Raw genomic sequence first — 16762 nt, forward strand, 5'->3', positions numbered from 1 at the left:
TTCTAAAAAAATATTTGGAGGAAAAAATGAAAATTATTGAAGGAAAAGTTGTTGCTGGAAATTCAAGCAAAATCAAAGTTGGAATTGTCGCCGCAAGGTTCAATGAGTTTATTGTTTCAAAACTTGTCGCGGGCGCAAAAGACGGACTTGTTCGCCACGATGTTGAAGATGATGACATAACTCTTTGCTGGGTTCCGGGCGCTTTTGAAATTCCTGTTGCCGCAAAAAAAATGGCTGAAAGCAAAAAGTACGATGCTGTTATTTGCCTTGGAGCTGTAATCCGCGGAGCAACAAGCCACTACGACTATGTTTGCGCTGAAGTTTCAAAGGGAATTGCTCAAGTTAGCCTACAGACTGGACTTCCTGTTATGTTCGGAGTGCTTACAACTGATACGATTGATCAGGCTATTGAACGCGCCGGAACAAAAGCCGGAAATAAAGGCTACGACTGCGCGCTTGGAGCAATTGAAATGGTGAACTTGCTCAAGCAGATGTAAAATAAAATGTCATTCCCGTGCTGCGACACGGGAAGCTATTTAAACTTAACCTTTAATCTTTTTTACCGCATCTTCAATCGAAATGGCTTCAAAGATTTCCCTTGTCTTTAAATTCTTGAGCGTGATTGTATTTTCAGTTTCGCTGTTGCTTGAAAGCATAATTCCCCAAGGAATTTGTTTTTTGTCTGTTACAGAATACTGCTTGTTGATTTTTACAGTGTCTGGGAATACTTCCACGGAAATTCCTTCTTTTCGGAGTTTTGCCGCCACTTTCTGATATTGAACATTCAGATTTTCATCAGTGTTGAATATTTCCGCATCAAGATAGCTGCCTTTTGCATTTGCAAGCCCGAGTTCAGAAAGCCCTGCAATCAGCCTGTCTAAGCCAATGCTTGAGCCTACGCCCGGCAATTTTTCCTTCATGTAAAGACCTGCGAGGTTATCATACCTTCCGCCTGAGCAAACAGAACCTATTGACGGCAGTTTTTCAAGGAAAGTTTCGTAGACAATGCCTGTGTAATAGTCAAGTCCGCGTGTGATTGCAGGATCAAGCATGTATGTGTTTTCAATTCCGGCTGCTTTCATCATGCTGAAAATTGTTTTCATGCGCTTTGAGTCTTCATCTTGGCCGCCAGCAAGCTCTTCTATGTGTGAAAGTGTCTCTTCAAAAGAAGAAAGAGGCTTTATGTAGTCAATAATTTTTGCGCTTGAATCTGCGCTTCCTGTAATTTCTTCAAGTTCCGCTGAAACTTTTTCTTCGCCAATTTTAGCAATCTTGTCTACTGCTCTTAATACATCTTCCGATTTTTCTGAAAGTCCAAGTTTCTTTAAAAAGCGGTTGAAAATGCCTCTGTGGTTAACATGAATTTTTATTTCGTCAACGCCAATTGCAGAAAGGGCGGCTTTCATAAGGCTAAGCGTCTCAAAGTCCGATACTGCGCTGTCGCTTCCTACTGTGTCAAAGTCGCACTGGACAAATTCTCTGTATCTTCCAGCCTGAGGTTTTTCTCCGCGCCATACTTTTGAAATGTGGTATCTTTTAAACGGAAAGTAAAGCTCTTCTTTGTGCTGTGCTGTGAACCTCGCGAAAGGAACTGTCAAGTCGAATCTCATTGCGACATCTCTTCCGCCGTTGTCTTCAAAGCGGAACATCTGCTTTTCTGTTTCGCCGTTGCTTTTTCTAAGCAAAATTTCTGTATATTCAAGAACTGGAGTGTCTATAGGAACGAATCCGTAAGAGCGGAATGTTTTTGTGAGTTTTTCAATTAGGTCAGATCTCAAAATTTCATCTTGTGGAAGAAAGTCTCTGAATCCTTTTAAGATTTTTGGTTGAATAAATGTTTCCATAATAAAATATACTATAATATAAATAGAATTTGCTCAATGAGTATGAATATTTTGGCAATTTTTTGCTTCGCTGATTTTTTTGTTTCGCTTGAAAAAAAAAGGCAAATGCAATATTTTTAATTAAACAGAACGTATTGCTGGAGGCTGAAATTGCTTTTTGCCGTGGATATTGGAAACACAAATATTGTCGCAGCTATCTTTGATGGCGATAAAATTGCTGTTCAGTGGCGCATTGCAACTGATTCAAGGCGCACAGGAGATGAATATACTTCTATTTTGCTTACGCTTTGCAGGGAAGCCGGAATCCAGACAAAATTTCTTGATAAAAGCATTATAAGTTCTGTTGTTCCTGCCTTGATTGGACCTTTTGTTATTGTATGCCAGCATTTGTGCGGAAAAAATCCGTTTATCTTGTCTTCTGACCTTGCCTATAGCGGACGACTTCCTGTCAGGCTGGATTCAAATTCGCCTCATACAAACATTGGAACAGATTTGCTTTGCAATGCGGTAAGCGCCTGGAATTTGTTTGAAGGAAAAGGTCCTGTTATTGCTGTTGATTTTGGAACGGCTTTGACTTTAACTGTCGCTGATTCAAGCGGAACAATCCGTGGCGTTACTATTTCTCCTGGCTTGGGAACTGCTATAAAAGCTTTGGCGACTAATGCGGCCCAGCTTCCGTTTGTTTCTTTGGAAGCTCCGTCTTCAAGCCTTGGAATGAATACAGAAACTGCAATTCAGGCAGGCGTTGTTCTTGGATATAAAGGACTTGTTGAGTATCTGGTTCGCCAAGTTAAGGCTGACCTCGAAAAACTTACCGGCGACAAGGCTGAAACCGTAAAAGTTGTTGCAACCGGCGGACTTAACAAAGTTCTAAAACCAATTACAGATGTGTTTACTGTTGTTGACAAAGACTTGACAATCCGCGGACTGAAGATTATTTCTGATTTGGTGCTGTAGAAGTCAGTTTTTTACCTTTGGATAAAATCTTCCCACTTGACTCCATCGCCTGAGCGTACATCTTTTTCAAGTATAGAGCCTTCTATTGTGGAAAAGTATTCCGGGCTTATTCCGGGCGAGAGTACTTTTTCTGTCCGCAAAACTGAAATGTCGTCAGGCTGTATTCTGCTTCCTTTTTTTAGCGAGCGCATATAGTGAAGAGAGCGGTTTGTTCTTCCGTAGTTTTCTTCTTCTGATGCTGCAAGTTTTTTTATTCCTGTTCCCAACGCCGCTGTGATTTTTTCACTTGGAAATTCGTATTCAAGCTGTTTAAGAATCTCTTTTTCAGCTGCATTTTTCAAGTTCTCTTTTACAGCATTTCCTTCCTTTTTGTAGCGTTCTTGTATTGAAAGTGCCTGCTTGACAGAATGAACCATTACTGCGAACTGTTCAGGTTCAAGTGCTACAGGATCATCTAGTCCGCTGTCTTTCTTGCTTAAAGTAATGTGCTTTTCAATTACACTTCCGCCCATAAGAACTGTAAGAACAGGAACTAAAACCGGATCAAGGCTGTGGTCGCTTATTCCCGTTGGAATTCCAAATATTTGGCGCAGCGTTTTTACACATTTTACATTGTATTGTTCTTCCGGCGCAGGATAGAAGGTTATGCAGTGAAGCAAAGTTAAGTCTGGAAAGCATTTTTCATTTGCACAAGATTCTTTTTTATTTTGGATTATTTGAATTGCTTTTTCTATGTCGCCAAGTTTTGAAACTCCGCTTGAAATGATAATTGGAATTTTTTGATAATAATCTGCGCATTTTTGTAAAAGCGGAAAATGATTCAGTTCTGGACTTGCGATTTTTATTGCGTCAGGATTAAGTTTTACAAGCTCGTCAAAAGATTTTGTTCCGAAAGGCGAGCAGGCGAACAAAAGTCCTTTTTTATGTGAATATTCAAGGCATTTTTTGTAGAAATCAGAAGAGCATTCAAGTTGTTTAAATGTGTCGTAAAGCCGGGTTTTTCCTCCGGGCAAATTTACAAATCCTGTGTCTGGATGTAAAATCTCATCGGCATAAACCCATTGAAATTTTACACAGTCTGCGCCTGCAAAAGCGGCCGCGTCAATAAGTTCACGTGCTTTATCTAAGGAACCGGCGTGCGCAGTTCCAATTTCAGCGATTATTTTCATGTTTTTGATTATAATTGTTCAGCATTTGAAATTCAACAGAATGAAATTTAAAGCAAAAACGGCATTGAAAAGAACAATGCCGATAGTGGAGCTGTTGTCTGGACAGCTTAAAAAGGATTTTCCTCCGTTTAGATTTCCACCGTAAAAAGTTTATATTTGGAATTTCTATTCCGACATATAGAAATTGGCAGGAATTAAAAAGATATTTGTGTTTTTGGTTAAAATTATCTATTTGGCTGACTGTATTTTTGTGTCATTGTCGGGGGCTTGAGCCGGTAATCTCTGTTGAATTTTTCTTGTTTATAGATTATTTTGATTCAATTTGATATAATGAAACGAGTTTTAAAATTCGTCTGATTTTTGAAACTTCTTCATATTTTCTTTTTAGTTCTGGTGCTTTTTGTATTCAGGCTAAAGAATTTTGTGCTAAAATTTATTTATAATTTTATAAAAGGATGGAATGCGATGTACAATCCTGTAGATTCAAAAGCTGATTTTCCGAAGCAGGAAGAAAAAATCTTAAAATTCTGGGAAGAAAACGAAACTTTTAAAAAGTCTGTTTCACAAAGAGAAGGCGCAGAGGAATATGTTTTTTATGACGGACCTCCTTTTGCGACTGGACTTCCTCATTTTGGCCATTTTATTCCGTCTACAATAAAAGATATAATTCCGCGCTATCAGACAATGAAAGGCAAGAAAGTTGAGCGCAGGTTCGGCTGGGACTGCCATGGTCTTCCTGTTGAAAATCTTATTGAAAAAGAGCTTGGAATCAACTCTAAGCACGAAATTGAAGCTTACGGTGTTGCAAATTTCAACGACAAATGCCGCGCTTCAGTTTTGAAATATACTTCAGAATGGCGCAAGACGATTACGCGCATGGGACGCTGGGTTGATTTTGACAACGATTACAAGACAATGAATCCTGACTTTATGGAATCAATCTGGTGGGTTGCGAAATCTCTTTGGGATAAAGGCATGATTTACGAGGGAAAGTACATTCTTCCTTATTGCCCAAGATGCGCGACAGTTCTTTCTACACATGAGCTTGCCCAAGGCTACAAAGAAAAGCAGGATCCAGCGATTACAATCCGTTTCAAAGTAACAAAAGCTCCGGCTGCATTTGAAGATTCGGAAATGGAAAATGGCAGCACTTATTTCCTTGCCTGGACAACAACTCCTTGGACGCTTCCTTCTAATGAAGGTCTTTGCATGGGACCGGACATCGAGTATGTAAAAATAAAAGACAAGGAAAGCGGAGATTTTTACATTTTGGCAGAAAGCCGCCTTTCAGCTTATTACAAGAACGAAGCCGACTATGAAGTTATTTATAAGAGAACTGGAAAAGATTTTATTGGCGCAAAGTACGAGCCTCTTTTCCCTTACTTCAAGGATTTGGCTGTAAAGGAAGACGGAAGCGATGGAGCTTTCAGAATGTTCAACGCCGACTATGTTTCAACGGAAGACGGAACTGGAATTGTTCATATTGCTCCTGCGTTCGGTGAAGAAGACTCTAAGGTTTTCAAGGGAACTGGAATTCCTTCTGTTGAGCCGATGGACGCTGAATGTAAATTTACGAAAGAAGTTACAGACTATGCAGGACGTTTTGTAAAAGACTGCGACAAAGACATAATGGACCGCTTGAAGAAAGAAGGCAAGCTTGTAAAACGCGATCAGATTCTTCACCAGTATCCGCATTGCTGGAGATGCGGCTCTCCTTTGATTTACAGAGGAATCGGCTCTTGGTTTGTAAAAGTTGCTGATGAGCATGAGCGTCTTTTAAAGGCAAATTCCCAGATAAAATGGCAGCCGGCGCATATAAAAGAAGGCCGCTTTGGAAAATGGCTTGCTGGAGCTAGAGACTGGGCAATCAGCCGAAACCGCTATTGGGGAAATCCTATTCCGATTTGGAAATGTCCTGACTGCAACGACACTTTATGTGTAGGCTCAAGAAAAGAACTTGAAGAGCTTAGCGGAGTTTATCCTGAAGATTTGCATAAGCAGTTTGTTGATAAAATAACTATTCCTTGCAAAAAATGCGGCGGAACAATGAAGCGCATTCCAGAAGTTTTTGACTGCTGGTTTGAATCTGGCTCAATGCCTTATGCGCAGCAGCATTATCCTTTTGAAAACAAGGAATATTTTGAAAGCCATTTCCCGGCTGATTTTATAAGCGAAGGCCTTGATCAGACACGTGGATGGTTCTATACACTTACTGTTCTTGCTTCAAATCTTTTTGATAAGCCTGCGTTTAAAAACTGCATTGTAAATGGAATTGTTCTTGCAAGTGACGGACGAAAAATGTCCAAGAGTTTGCGCAATTACACAGATCCTAACGAAGCTATTAATAAGCTTAGCGCGGATGCAATCCGTCTTTTCCTTATGCATTCGGCTGTTGTAAAAGCTGATGAAATCCGTTATTCGGATGAAGGCGTGCGCGATGTAATAAAGAGCATTATTCTTCCTCTTTGGAATTCTTATTCATTCTTTGTTCAGTATGCGAATATTGATGGAGTTGCTTGCACTGGACACGAGTTCGACTCTAAGCTTCCTGAAAATCCTCTTGACCGCTGGATTCTTTCGGTTGCGCAGAAAATGGTAAAAGATGTTTCTTCTGCCTTGGACGATTATGACCTTAGCGCGGCGATTGATCCTATGCTTTCTTTTATTGACCAGATTAACAACTGGTATATCCGCAGAAACAGAAGACGTTTCTGGAAATCTGGGAGCGACTCTGACAAACTTGAAGCTTACGGCGCTCTTTATTCCGCTTTGAAAACATTTGCGCTTGTTTCCGCTCCGTTTATTCCGTTCCTTTCCGAAGAACTGTGGCAGAATTTAAAGACTTCTGAAGACAAGGAATCTGTTCATTTGATGGATTATCCTGTTTACAATGAAAAATTCCGCGACGAAGATCTTGAGTTTAAAATGGCTAGCGTTCAAAAAGCCGTTTCAATGGGAAGAAGCCTTCGCAATCAGTTTAACTTGAAGAACCGCCAGCCGCTCGCAAGTGTAGCTCTTGTTACACGCAACGCTGAAGAGAAAAAAGTTCTTTCAGATATGCAGAACACAATCGCCGAAGAACTGAATGTTAAGAATGTAATTTTCCATGAGCGCGAGGATGAGCTTGTTGAATACAAGGCAAAGGCAAATTTCAGAGTTCTTGGAAAACAACTCGGCGGAAAAATGAAAGCTGCCGCTGCTGAAATTGCAAAGCTTTCAACTGAACAGATTGAGCAGATTCTTGACGGAAAAACTGTTGCTATAAAAGTTGACGGCGAAGATGTTTCTTTGAATCAGGAAAATGTTCTTGTTGAGCGTTTTGAAAAAGAAGATTTAAAAGTTATAAATGACGGAACTTTGACAGTCGGACTTGATACAAAAATTACTGACGAGCTAAAGAAAGAAGGCTACGTGCGCGATTTGGTTCGCGGAATTCAAAATCTTAGAAAAGAAAGCGGCTTTGAAGTTACAGACCGAATTGAACTTTCTGTTGGCGGCTCTGAAGTTTTGAAATCCGCATTTGAAATGTTCAAGGATTTCATATCTGGAGAAACTCTTGCGTCTTCTGCCGTTTGGAATGAAAATATTTCTGGAACTGAAATTGACTGCGAAGATGCAAAGTGGACTGTTTCTGTAAAGAAAATTTAAATTCGTTCTTGTTAAAAATTGGAGGCTGATTTGAAAAAGAAACTTGTTCCTGTTTTTATTGCGATGCTGATTTTCTTTGGATGCAAATCTTCTAAAGTGGAGATTGAAGTTCCAAATGTTGATCCGCTTTCTTTGCTTGAAGAAAATTCCAGCATTTATATGAGCGTTCCTGCAAGCAAAAATCAGGAGCTTGTTTCAAAAATTCTTTGCTCCAGAATTTCGGGGCTTGCTGAAAAAGACGCAAAAGCCATTGCAGCAAGAACGGAAATTTTATATGCCGGGCTTGGAACTGTGGATGACCGCTCGCGTCTTCAGATTGTATCAGAAACTTCGATTCCCCGCATTGTTGTTCAGTCGTCGCTTTCAAAGAAAAACGGCTGGGAAAAATCTTTTGTCTCTTATGATGAAAAGGTATTTGAAAAGTTTACTCATGCGTCGGACGGATTTCAGGCTTCGTTTCCTTCTTCAAATTTGGTTTGCGCATCTCAAAATGTTGATTTGCTTTTAAAGAAATTTGCGGAAAATAATCCGGCTCCAGAAACTGCCTGGAAAAATTGGATTGCACAAGATTTGTCTCAAGGTGAAATTCTTTTTTATATAACAAAGCCCGGCCAGTATTTAAGAAGCCTTATAGGGCAGAGCATAAATGTTGGAACTGATGCTATTTTCGGCTCTCTTTGCTATTTCCCTGATAAAAAAGATTCTGCTAAATATTCTGGAAAATATGAGCTTTCTTTCAGCATTCATTTGCTGGATAAAAGAAGTGTCGTTGCGTTGCGTTCTTTGCTGGGACTTTCTTTTGCAATGACGGGCGGCGCGGTTGAACAGACTGATGACTTTACTTTGAAAATTTCCGGAATTGAAATTTCTGAAAATAAAATCGAAGAATTGTTTTTGCGCGATCCGATTACCGGAAAACATTACAAAGTTGTAGATGACAAAGTTATTGAAGAATCTGTAAAAAAATGAAAATTCAAAGTTTTCTTTTTTTGATGCTGCCGTTTGTTTTTTGCAGATGCGAAACTTCCATTCCTTGTGAAAAAAAAATTATAGAAAGAAATCTTTTTGAAGAATATTTTTCAATAGCGGAAAATTATAAAAGCTTGGAAAATTACAGCAAAGCTATTGAATATTATAAAAAAACTTTGCCGTCAGAGTCTTTGCATGACTATGCTTTTTATGAAATTGCGCTTTGCAATGTTTACTTAAAAAACTGGAATGAAGCGCAGGCTTCTTTTGAGCAGCTTTTGCAAAATGATTCTGAAAACACAACTTTAAAAACTTCTTTGGCTTATATCGAAGCTATGCGCGGCAATTTAGAAGAAGCTGAAAATTTGTATTCTTCTCTTTATGAAAATAATCCAGACGATTCTTCAATTCTAAAAAATCTTATCGCGGTCCTTGTCTCTGAAAAAAAATACGAAGAAGCGAATGAAAAATTTAAAATATTTGAAGAAAAATTTCCAGATGAAGAATCGATTCCTGCTATAAAGAAAAAACTGGAAGAATTTCTGCCAGAGCAAAATGTTGAATCTGAATAGGAACCAGCTTCTGTTGAAGAAGAGTTAGAATAATTTTTTATTCTTCCTGTTTGTTCTCTGTGCTTTCGTTTCCTTCTTTTTGTTCCGAAGAAGTTGTTTCTTCTTGAAATGATTCTGACGCTAGAAAATCTTTATATCTTTCTGGATTCACTCTAAATGCAATTATAGGTGAGTCCGCATCGGCTCTGTTCAAGGCTTCTTCGCTTTCGTTTGCAAGACGTGTTGCAGAAATTAGGCGCAACGTCCGTGATGAAATTCCAATTCCCACAAAACGCTGTTCGTTATACTTTGAAAGAATTGAAGTTATTTCTGTGTGAAGATCTCCTGCAATTACAAGCGATTTGTCTGTGTTCTGATTCTGAAAAATTGCGCTTGCTCCGTCTTCTTTGTAATTGAAAACAAGATCATTGAATTTAACTTTTTCAAGAATTGTTTTGCTGATTTCTTTTCCGCATTCAGAATTCCAGTCAATGTTCTTGATTTTTACTGTAAACAATGACAAGTCCTGATCACTTGAAGCAGACCGTATAAGCTCGCTGTCAAGGCGTGTAAGCATATATTGTTCCCAGCCAAATCCTGTGCTAGGGCAGAAAAGTCCTGCTGGCTCTTCTTCCGCGGGATCTTCATTTTTGTCTTCTGAATTTTCTAGCTCGCTGTCTGTTTCTTTTTCAGGCTCAGAATTTAAAAATGCCAAAACATCTTCTTCTTGCTCTTGTGGAGCTTCTTCCTGTTCTGGGATATTTTCTGAAGTTTCCTCGTTTTCATCATTTATTTTTTCTTCATCAGCTTGCTCTTCTTTTTCTTCTGAAAAATCATCATAAGATTCTATTTCTGGATATTCAGTTTGCTCAAGGTCATCAGTTTCTGATTCTTTTGGGAAAGTTCCATTTTTTATGAAGAACGCAAGATATGCCGCTGTTGCCAAAGTTGCAATTATTACAACTATAAAAGCAATCCGGCCTTTGTAAAAAATCGAAACAGGCTTGAGCAAATATATAGAAGCTGTAAGCGAGAGCGGAATTCCATTTTCTGTGAAAACTGTTGTCGAATAAATTTTTACAAGTGAAGAATTTATTTTTTCAAATTCCGACATTTTTCCAGGATAAGAAAAAATCAGCTCTTCGCCATATTTGATTTGAAGTCCTGCTATGTCTGAAATATTTCCGAGTGAAGCTAGAAATTCATCGTAAAACTTTTTGCTTTGCGGCGCATAGTTTTTGCTGATTCTGCTTAAATCCCTTGTGATTGAATTGAATCTGTTCTGGGAATTAAAAGCTCCTTGCTTATATTCTGCGGCAAGTGAAATGATAAAAACCAGCAATGACAAAATGTATACGGCGCAAATTGTTGTTATAAAAATCGAATTTCTTTTTGCTCTCATAATCTTCAATTATACCGTAGAGCCTGATTGTATGCAAGTTTTAAACTGTCAAAAAGTGTGTTGTTTTTAAAAAAAGCAAGAATCGGCAAAATTGAAAGTCCCCAGTTGCTTTTCAAAATTTTTTCCGGCTCCGGATTTTTTAAAAGTTCTTTTATTCCGTTTGTAAACTCTCTGTGAAAATCTGAATAATTGAAATTATTTTTTGTGTTGAAATTTTCTGTTTCGATTTTTTTCTCTGAAATATAAATTCCATTTTCTAATTTGAATGAATTTTTTTCAGCCCATTCTTCAAGAGATTTTTTGTATCGCTTTAAAACTTCTGTTGTGAAAGAATTTTTTTGTCCTTGGATTTTTTCTAGTTCTGTTCTGAACATTAAGGCGACGTATTTTTCTTCTGCGGAAATTAATCTGTCTGATTTTGAGCAAAATTGTTTTTCAAGATAAGTTCCTTTTGTGTATGGTTTTCCAAAACTATATGAAAAATCTGCACCGAAGAATTTTAGCTTTTGAAATCCGCAGTTTTTTGCCCAGTCCGCCGCCGCAATTGTTACAGTTCCTGCTCCCGATTCAATTTTTTTTACATCTATATTTTTTGTGGCAAGAAGCGAAAGCGGATGCTGATTTATGCAAAACTGAATTTTATTTTTTTTATTATAAACAAGATTTACAGATTCAGGATTTGAGCATAAGTCAAAAACGAAAGTTGTTTTTGTTTCTTTTTTTGTGCAGAAAAAATGCTCGGAGGAAATGTGCTGCGCGTCAATGTTTATAACGGCATCTGGAATTATTGAGTTTTGAAGAAGTGTGCCAAATGTAGTGTCAGTTGAAATTATAAAAAAATCTCCATGCTTTATTTCTTCTATTGAAAAATCCAGCGTTGGTCCTGCGGCTACTATTGCCGCTGTTTTTTTTATTTTGTCTTGTTCAATATTTGGTGAAAAAAAATTTTCATTGTTATGTTCTGAAATAAACTTTAAGTTTAACAAAATATTTCTTTGCCATATTTTTCCAAAGTGCGCCTGAACAGAATAATCTGCTGAAACTTTTTCAAGAAAATTTTTTACAGTTAAAGAAATCTCTTGAGCTATTTGAGGATTTTCATTTTTCCATGCTCTATGAAAAACTAGCGTTAGGTTTTTGTAAAGCGCAGGAAAGTATTTTGTGCAAAGAATTTTTTCAAGATTCGATTTGTCGCATAGTATTACTTTGGTGCATTCTGATATTTTTTTTACGGAAGAAAATTGCTTGCAAAACTCTAAGCTTTCAGAATCCGCTTCAACAGCAATTATAAGAGAAATGTTTTTTTCGCTAAGAAGTTTTTCTATATGAAATCCGCCGGCAATTCCTGCAACTATGATGCAGCCTTGCGGAGAAGATTCAAATAAAATTTGTTCTGCGTCAGGATTGTATTTTGAATTTGCAGGCTTTCCGTTTTTAAACAATGGAATTTTGCTTCCGTTTTTTGCTTCGGCTATTTCATTTGAATAAATCATATTGCAACATTTCTTCCTAGGGCTTTCATTATATCACAAAAAAATATTTTCATTCCTTCTTGAATTCTTTTTTCAATTTTTTCTTTTTCGCACAAGTCTTTGCATCTTTCCAAAGATATGGCTTCGGCTGGCAGAGCGTTTTTTATCCATTCTGGATTTGAAATATTTTTTATCACAATGTCGCGTAAAAAATTTATCCGCTGTTCCTTGTTGAAAATATTTTGTGTTTCAATTATTTGAGGTTTTGTTTTACTTTTAAAATCAAAAGTTTGCTTTTCAAAAAAAGTCCAGTCAACATCTTTTATTTTTCCAAGTTCTGAATCATATTTGAAATTGTCGCTTAGCCTGAAAATTCGTCCGAAAAAATCATTTGAAGAAAACCAGTTTTTGTAAATATTAATGGAAGCTGTATTTATTTCCGAAGAAAAATTTCGAGTTTCGCTTGTGAGCATTCTGTTGTCAAAAATTGAATTTCGCTTTTCAAGTTCGTTTGGCTGTGTGTGTGAAAATCCTTTTGAAAATGAAAGGTCAAGTCCGCAATAAAAAATTTTTCCGCTTGTGATTGACAGCGCAAAATAAGCTGCGGTTCCGCTTACGCTGCCATTTCTAAATGCCGAATGTCCGCTGTAGCCAGAAGCTTTTAAAATTTCTTCTGAACATCCGTCTCCGTAAAAAAGCGGAATTATTTCATAGTTTTCCAATATTGATGCAAAGCACGAGGCTTCTCCCGGCAAGGCGAGCGGAATTTTTTTTGAGTTGCACAACGAAACAAGGTGAAGTTTTGCCCAGTATCCGCCATCAGTTGAAATGCACAAATCCGGCGTGATTCCATTGTAAATGAGCGGAGACAGGGATGACGAAACTGCTATTAAAAAAAATCTTTCCCGGTATTTTTTTAAAAACGGAATATCTGATTTTAAGCTTGGTCCGCTTGCGCATACAACAATGTCGGATGTTCCGTTTTTTATCAGCGCAGTTTTTTTGCAGAACATTGAAAATCTAAGAGCATTTTTTGTCCATCTCTTGCTGAAAAAAGTTCTTGTTGCAAGCACGCTTCGGCTTTTTAAAACGGCTTTTTTTATTGCTTCCCATGAAAACTCATAAAGTTCCTTGAACGGATTTTCGCTTGGTTTCCAGGAAAGAAAAAGGCACGCTGAAATTCCCTCGTCTCCCATGAAGTTGAAAATTTCTTCTTCAAGAAGTGGATTTGTTTTTTGTGATTTTCCGTAAGCGTAAAAAACTTTATCCCAGTTCGAATTTGTGTTTTCGAATTCTTTTGAAAATCTAATGCAGCACAAGATTGCGTTGCTGAATTTTTTTTTCAGAAATGGAACGCAATAGGAAAGGGCAGGCTCCGTTATGAGCACATATCGCGGAAAAAAAGAACATTCCGCTGTGCTGCAAAATCGTTCGGCTTCTTTTGATGGATTGTAGGAAGAGTGCAGGCGGAATCCGTTTTCGGTGCAAGTTGTTTCGCCATTTGTTGCTGTTGAAAATTCCATCAATTTTTTCTCCGAGTTTTATAAAAACAGAGCCACATTTCCAAATGGAAACATGGCTCTTTTCAATCATATTCTTGAATCCTTCTTATTATGAAAGTCCAAGTTCTGCAAAAAGCTTTTTGTATGTTTCAAACTGCTCTGACTGCGCAAATTCTGCAATCTTGTCTTCTGGAAGATTTTCCAAAAGCTGATCCATGTATGCGAGCACAGATTTTATTTCTGCTTTCATATCAGCTGGAATTTCGTTTGAGCGGTCTTTGATTTCTGTTGGAGCTTCAGAAGGAGTTTCTTGTGAACCCTGAATTTCTGTTTTTTCAGGTTCTGGAGCGGCCTCCCAATTTGTGAACACATTTTCTACTGGATGCTCGCTGATTCCTGTTTCAAGATTTTCATCTTCTGTTTCAGTTTCTTCTTCACGAAGCTCTTCCGGCACTTCACTTGTAAGATATTCAATGTTGTCTTCTGTGAGCGGCTCGTTTTCTATTTCAGTATTCTGAATGTTCAGAGATTCCAAAGTTGGCGAAGGAATATCTTCGTCTGTTATGGTTGCTTTTTCATCTTCTTGGTGAACTGGTTCTTCCGGCTGTTCTACAATTTCTGGTTCTGAAACTTCTGATGATGTGTCTAGCTCTGGTTCAGCGATTTCTTCTGGCTCTGAAATTTCAGGCTCGGTGAAATCTTCTGCTGCGGCAGGAACTGTGATTTCTTCTTCCGGCTGTTCTTCTGATTCTGAAATCTCTGCTTCAACAGGCTCTTCAATTTCTTCAGCTGGCTCATTTTCTTCTGTTGCAGTGTCGATTGTTTCTGCGTCATGCGAAGTGAATTCTGCTGAATTAAGAATATTGCTAAGCTCGTCGCCGCTAAGCGCAATTGTGTCGTCTTCATCTGTATTATTGAAGAAACCTGTGTCTTCTTTTTCTGTTGCGGAAGGCTCTTCTGGTTCTGGCATTTCTTCCGCTGGAATTTCTGTTTCTTCTATATCTTGAATTTCAGCTTGTTTTTCAGAGGAAACTCCATTTTTCTTGAGCTCTTCAAATTCGTCTTTCAATCCGTTTATTTCAGATTTCAAAGAAGCAAGCTCTTCCGCAATTTTATTTAAGATTGCAGAATTGTCAATTTTTTCTTCGTTCTGAAAATCTTCTGTCTGCATATTTTCCTCCAGTGGCTGCTCGTTTTCATTTTGCTGAATTTCAGGAATTTCTTGAGCAGTTTCTTCTATTGTATCTGTGTTTGAATTGTCTTTATAAGCAAAGACGCTGTATGTCTGCTTTTCTTCTTCGGTTTTAGGATTTTCTGCTGAAACTTCATCTGAAAGGGAAGCGGCTTCTTCCTCAAATGTGTCAGGAACTGCCGGTTCTTCTGGAACTTCGGAAATGTTTTCCAAGTCCTCTGGCGTTACAGTTACACCTGTCATGTCGTAGTCAGGAGCTTCATCCAAATATGAACTTACATCCAAGTCGTCTTTTTCTGCTTCCTGCTGCGGAACTTCTTCATCTGAATCCGCAATTTCTGGAGCTTCAAAAATATCCGGCTCTGGAAAATCTTCAACTGAAGTTTCATCTGCAATCTCCGGCTCTTCTGCGACTTCAGGTTCTTCCACAGTTTCAGGTTCTTCCACAGTTTCAGGTTCTTCCACAGTTTCAGGTTCTTCCGCGGCCGGATCTTTTTTTTCTTCACGCTGAATCAAAGTTCCGTCTTCATTGTAAGGACCTGTAACGCCCGGACCTCCGTCTGTAAAGCCTTCTTCGCCCATAAAATCGTCCAAAGAAATTTCTGTGTCAGATAATTCTGGGGAAAAGTTTTTTTCTTGAGGTTCTTCTAAAACATTTTCCGGCTGCTCAATTTCTGGTTCCGGCTCTGGAAAAGTTTCTTCTGCTGGAAAATCATCCGCGATTGGTTCTGCTGGAATTTCTTCAGCAACCTCTGGCTCTTTTATTTCTTCTTTAGGAGTTTCGCTTGCTGAAAAATCTACAGTCTGTCCGTTTTCGTCTTCAATATTGTTAAAAATAGAATCAATGTCAAAGCTGTCGTCTGGCGAAGAAAGGTCTGTTTCCTGTTCCTTTTGAACTGCTTTTTCTGAATCCTGCGAAATGTCAACTTGAATGTCGTCATCATCAGAAGATTTCGCGGCGGATGCTTCTGTTTTTTCAGGCTGAGTTTCGTTGTCGTCTTCAATGTCAACGTTCATTTCATAGTCAACAGGACCTGCCGGTTCTTTTTTCTCTTTTTCATCGCCTAAAACTGGATTCAAGTTTTCAGAATTGTCTTCAAATCCAAAGTCTGAAAGGTCAATTTCTTCTGAATCAGTTGCTGAAGCCGCCGCTGGGGAAGGTGAAGTTTCTGGCTCTATTTCTGGAAGCTCTGGCAATTCTGGAGTTTCATCAGATAAATTTTCAAAAAGGGAATCGAAATCTTCTGAGCTATCTTCGGCTTCGTTTTCTTGGGATTCTGCGTCGCTTCCTTCAAGAACTGGCTCTTCAAAATCTAGGTCAATGTCAAGCGGATCTGCTTCTTCAATTTCTGCCTGCTCTTCTTTTTCGCCTTCAAAAGATGCTCCGTCCATAAAAGCGTCAAGGTCAATGTCGCCGTCGCCAAAGTCTGGTGAGCTTCCTGAATCTCCTCCCATGAACGCGCTTAAATCAACTTCGCCGTCCTGCGTTGGAGCGTCCGAGCTGCTGTCCAAAAATGAATCTAAGTCTATTTCGCCGTCTGGAATTTCTGCCGCTGGCTCTGGAGCTTTTTCAGCTTCTTCTGTTTTTGGCTCTGCCTGAATTTCTTCTACAGCAGGAGCTTCTTCTGTTTCAGTTGGCTTTGGTTCTTCTGGAATGTCTATGTCAAAATTGTCAAAGCTGTTTAACTTGGAAATTTCGTCTGCAATGGCGGCTTCTTCGTTGGCCGGAATTTCTGTGTCTTCTACAGCTGGAATTTCCGGCTCTATGTCCACGGATTTTTCTAAGTCTTCTCCGATGCTCTGTTCAAGGGGAATTTCTGGAATTTCTATGTTGTCTAGTGAAAAATCGTCTGGCAGTTCTACTGGTTCCTGCGCTTGTGTTTCGTCGGTTTTTTCAGCTGGCGCAGGGCTTTTTATCCATACACCGTATTCGTCGAGTTCACTTTTGTTTTCTGGTGTTTCGCTCATGTAGAATCCCCTTTTAAAAATTTGCATTTAAAAAAATTCTTATTAAATTATCGGCTTTATTATTATAAATCAGCACAAATATTTTACT

At 38.6% G+C, this 16762-nt stretch carries 11 protein-coding genes; 5 read left to right on the plus strand and 6 right to left on the minus strand.

The genetic code is table 11. The features are described from left to right. Window positions 1-26: 26 nt before the first annotated feature. A complete protein-coding gene (gene ribE, locus Q0H92_RS08550; RefSeq protein ID WP_296013804.1) occupies window positions 27-497 on the plus strand; it encodes a 6,7-dimethyl-8-ribityllumazine synthase in 471 nt (156 codons plus the stop codon). Between the two features lie 45 nt (window positions 498-542). On the opposite strand, the gene hisS is transcribed toward ribE, so the two are convergent. After that, window positions 543-1844, minus strand: coding sequence for a histidine--tRNA ligase (gene hisS, locus Q0H92_RS08555; RefSeq protein WP_296013807.1), 1302 nt, complete (start codon window positions 1842-1844; stop codon window positions 543-545). Window positions 1845-1994: 150 nt separating this feature from the next. Between hisS and Q0H92_RS08560 the strand changes: the two genes are divergently transcribed. After that, entirely contained in the window at window positions 1995-2801 is an 807-nt protein-coding gene (locus Q0H92_RS08560; protein ID WP_296013808.1) for a type III pantothenate kinase, read from the plus strand. An 11-nt stretch (window positions 2802-2812) separates the two neighbouring features. Here Q0H92_RS08560 and Q0H92_RS08565 read toward each other — a convergent pair whose 3' ends face one another. Beyond that, window positions 2813-3970: an N-acetylneuraminate synthase family protein gene (locus tag Q0H92_RS08565; RefSeq protein WP_296013809.1), complete on the minus strand. Its 1158-nt coding sequence runs from the start codon at window positions 3968-3970 to the stop codon at window positions 2813-2815. Window positions 3971-4435: 465 nt separating this feature from the next. On the opposite strand from Q0H92_RS08565, the gene ileS reads away from it, so the two are divergent. The 3 genes from ileS to Q0H92_RS08580 are packed head-to-tail and all read left to right on the plus strand — an operon-like array spanning window position 4436 to window position 9159. Next, the gene (gene ileS, locus Q0H92_RS08570; protein WP_296014354.1) at window positions 4436-7618 is read left to right on the plus strand and encodes an isoleucine--tRNA ligase; all 3183 of its coding nucleotides are present in this window, start codon (window positions 4436-4438) and stop codon (window positions 7616-7618) included. A gap of 30 nt (window positions 7619-7648) precedes the next feature. Beyond that, on the plus strand, window positions 7649-8587 hold the full coding sequence (locus Q0H92_RS08575; RefSeq protein ID WP_296013810.1) for a hypothetical protein: 939 nt from the start codon (window positions 7649-7651) through the stop codon (window positions 8585-8587). Continuing rightward, window positions 8584-9159, plus strand: a complete 576-nt coding sequence (locus tag Q0H92_RS08580; protein ID WP_296013811.1) for a tetratricopeptide repeat protein — start codon at window positions 8584-8586, stop codon at window positions 9157-9159. Before Q0H92_RS08575 ends, Q0H92_RS08580 begins: the two co-directional genes overlap by 4 nt. A gap of 37 nt (window positions 9160-9196) precedes the next feature. Here the strand turns inward: Q0H92_RS08580 and Q0H92_RS08585 are convergent, their stop codons facing one another. The 4 genes from Q0H92_RS08585 to Q0H92_RS08600 form a co-directional block, all read right to left on the minus strand. Beyond that, the gene (locus tag Q0H92_RS08585; protein WP_296013812.1) at window positions 9197-10540 is read right to left on the minus strand and encodes a hypothetical protein; all 1344 of its coding nucleotides are present in this window, start codon (window positions 10538-10540) and stop codon (window positions 9197-9199) included. Window positions 10541-10545: 5 nt separating this feature from the next. Beyond that, window positions 10546-12033 (minus strand): 6-hydroxymethylpterin diphosphokinase MptE-like protein, encoded by a 1488-nt coding sequence (locus Q0H92_RS08590; RefSeq protein WP_296013813.1) that lies wholly within the window; start codon window positions 12031-12033, stop codon window positions 10546-10548. Further along, entirely contained in the window at window positions 12030-13535 is a 1506-nt protein-coding gene (locus Q0H92_RS08595; protein ID WP_296013814.1) for a 6-hydroxymethylpterin diphosphokinase MptE-like protein, read from the minus strand. The genes Q0H92_RS08590 and Q0H92_RS08595 overlap by 4 nt, the downstream gene beginning before the upstream one ends. A gap of 88 nt (window positions 13536-13623) precedes the next feature. Further along, on the minus strand, window positions 13624-16674 hold the full coding sequence (locus Q0H92_RS08600) for a hypothetical protein (RefSeq protein ID WP_296013816.1): 3051 nt from the start codon (window positions 16672-16674) through the stop codon (window positions 13624-13626). Window positions 16675-16762: the final 88 nt, after the last annotated feature.

Source organism: uncultured Treponema sp., assembly GCF_934725225.1.
GTDB lineage: Bacteria > Spirochaetota > Spirochaetia > Treponematales > Treponemataceae > Treponema_D.